General features: G+C 68.6%; 3 protein-coding genes. 1 reads left to right on the forward strand and 2 read right to left on the reverse strand.

The window, feature by feature from the left end; translation table 11 throughout:
* The first annotated feature begins 317 nt into the window (after positions 1 to 317).
* On the forward strand, positions 318 to 578 hold the full coding sequence (locus QMZ92_RS33555) for a hypothetical protein (RefSeq protein WP_283301379.1): 261 nt from the start codon (positions 318 to 320) through the stop codon (positions 576 to 578).
* A gap of 85 nt (positions 579 to 663) precedes the next feature.
* Here the strand turns inward: QMZ92_RS33555 and QMZ92_RS33560 are convergent, their stop codons facing one another.
* Together QMZ92_RS33560 and QMZ92_RS33565 are read right to left on the reverse strand one after the other, a co-directional pair.
* Positions 664 to 984, reverse strand: coding sequence for a hypothetical protein (locus tag QMZ92_RS33560; protein ID WP_283301382.1), 321 nt, complete (start codon positions 982 to 984; stop codon positions 664 to 666).
* A 390-nt stretch (positions 985 to 1,374) separates the two neighbouring features.
* Complete coding sequence (locus tag QMZ92_RS33565) at positions 1,375 to 1,635, reverse strand: hypothetical protein (protein ID WP_283301384.1); 261 nt, start codon at positions 1,633 to 1,635, stop codon at positions 1,375 to 1,377.
* Between the last annotated feature and the right edge of the window lie 440 nt (positions 1,636 to 2,075).

Raw genomic sequence — 2,075 nt, forward strand, 5'->3', positions numbered from 1 at the left:
CCCCGGCACGGAACCCCCCACGGGCCACGACACCGACACCCACCCCGCCACCGACTGAACCGAACCCCGGCGACATCCGTCCCGACCGCAGGGCGTCGACGGGAGGGGTGTCCGGATTTCGGTGCGCGCCGGCGAGGCGCGGGCGGACGTGTCCTTTCGATGGGGATCGTCGCCTTCGGTCCGGTAGCGCGCACGGCGCACCGGTTGATGCATTTGCTGGTGAAGTATCAGATAGCCCGGAAATGCGCGCGATTGGGGGTCTATTCTCGCCCCGCGGGGTGGGTGAACCGCCCGAAGCCTCCGTGAGAGGGGTGGACGTGCTTGTCGTTCCGGGAGCGCTCGCGACCGCCGTCGTCCGCGACAGGACGGGAGAGCCGGTGGTGCTGCTGTCCGGTGAACTCCCCTCCGCCCTCACCCCGTCCGGCGTGGACGAGCTGCTGAACCTGGCCGCCGCCGTACTCGGAGCGGAGGAACTGGAACTCTTCCGGCGCTGCCTCGCGGCACTCCGCTGCGGCGGGAGACTCCGGGAGACCCGTATCGAAGTGAGCGGAGCCGTACTGACCATCTACCGCGGCTGACCCGCGATCGGCAGCGGGCTCCCGGGAGCCGTCTCCGGGAGCCCACGCCGACCGCCCGTCGGATCGGGCGGCGCATCAGACCGGATCAGAACCGGCGACCGCAGTCCCAGCCGTATCCGGCGTGGTTGCGGTACCGCCCGTAGGCGTCGTACCAGTGCGCCCTGTGTGCGGGGCGGCGCTCCCACAGGCGGCGGCAGTCACGGTCCCACCGGTTCCGGTGGCGGTCACGGACGTGGTGCCTGATGTGCCGCTGATCGAGGTCGGTGCAGCGGTCCACGCCGCGGAACTGCTGTGCGGCGACGGGTGAATGGGTCGGAGCGGCGGTGGCCGTGCCCATCAGGGGAATGGCGCCCGCGGTCGCGGTCAGGGCCGCCGTCGCAAAGACGCGTGCGAATGTTCTCACCATTTTTCTCCTGGTTCGAGGGATTTCTGGTGGCCCTCCGGACCATACGCGGATTCCGTATCCGGGTTCATTCACGCATGCGCGTGGAGAGGTCTTTTCGGCGCATTGCCGGCACTGTCCGGCAGTCGGGCAAACCAGGCCTGAGCTCTGCTTGGCGAGGATTTCGCGAAATGTGGCGGCGATGCCTGAGAACACTCGCGAGGGTGACTCAACTACGGCGTTTCGCTTGTGGTTTGGGCATGGGCGGTAATTGGCGGGGACTGCAATTCGGCTGCACCGGGTCCCGGGTTGAAGAATTCCTGCGCCCGATTCGGTCGGAATCGGGAGCTGCCGGAACGCTCCGCCGCCGCCCGGAAATCCGCCCCGGGTTGCGTGCAGTCGCCGCCCCGTCGCTCAGCCGCGGTAGATGGTCAGTACGGCTCCGCTCACTTCGATACGGGTCTCCCGGAGTCTCTCGCCGCAGCGGAGTGCCGCGAGGCAGCGCCGGAAGAGTTCCAGTTCCTCCGCTCCGAGTACGGCGGCGGCCAGGTTCAGCAGCTCGTCCACGCCGGACGGGGTGAGGGCGGAGGGGAGTTCACCGGACAGCAGCACCACCGGCTCTCCCGTCCTGTCGCGGACGACGGCGGTCGCGAGCGCTCCCGGAACGACAAGCACGTGCACCCCTCTCGCGGAGGTTTCGGGCGGTTCACCCGTCTTGAGGCACGAGAGGATAGCCATCAGGAGCCCTGTCGTTGCCGCCCGGATTCGGCCGGATTGAGCCGATCGGGTGAGGCTTCATGCGGGCCGGTGTCCGTTCCGCTCGCGCCCGTCACCTTTCCCACCTGCGGCTTTGGTGGGCATGAGCGGCCTTCGCCGTGGCGGGCGGGATGTTCCCGTCCCTTGTCGGCGGCTTCGCGGAGTTCTACTGTCCAATCTCGTCAGACAGATCGTCCGGCATGGATGGACGCGTTCGGAGACGGGCGCACTTCGCCCATGCCCTTCGCGTAAAGGACCCACCCATGCTTGGCATGCGAGAACTGGACGCCGAGGCAGCAGCGGAGCTGCTGCCCGGGCGTGAGGCCCTGGGCCGGCTGCGGTTCAACTTCGTCAGGACC

The organism is Streptomyces sp. HNM0645, from assembly GCF_030056615.1.
Lineage (GTDB): Bacteria > Actinomycetota > Actinomycetes > Streptomycetales > Streptomycetaceae > Streptomyces > Streptomyces marianii.

Bases quoted from the DNA above. Each gene is read 5' to 3' on its own strand.
- QMZ92_RS33560 (WP_283301382.1), bottom strand. From the start codon at position 984: ATGGTGAGAACATTCGCACGCGTCTTTGCGACGGCGGCCCTGACCGCG.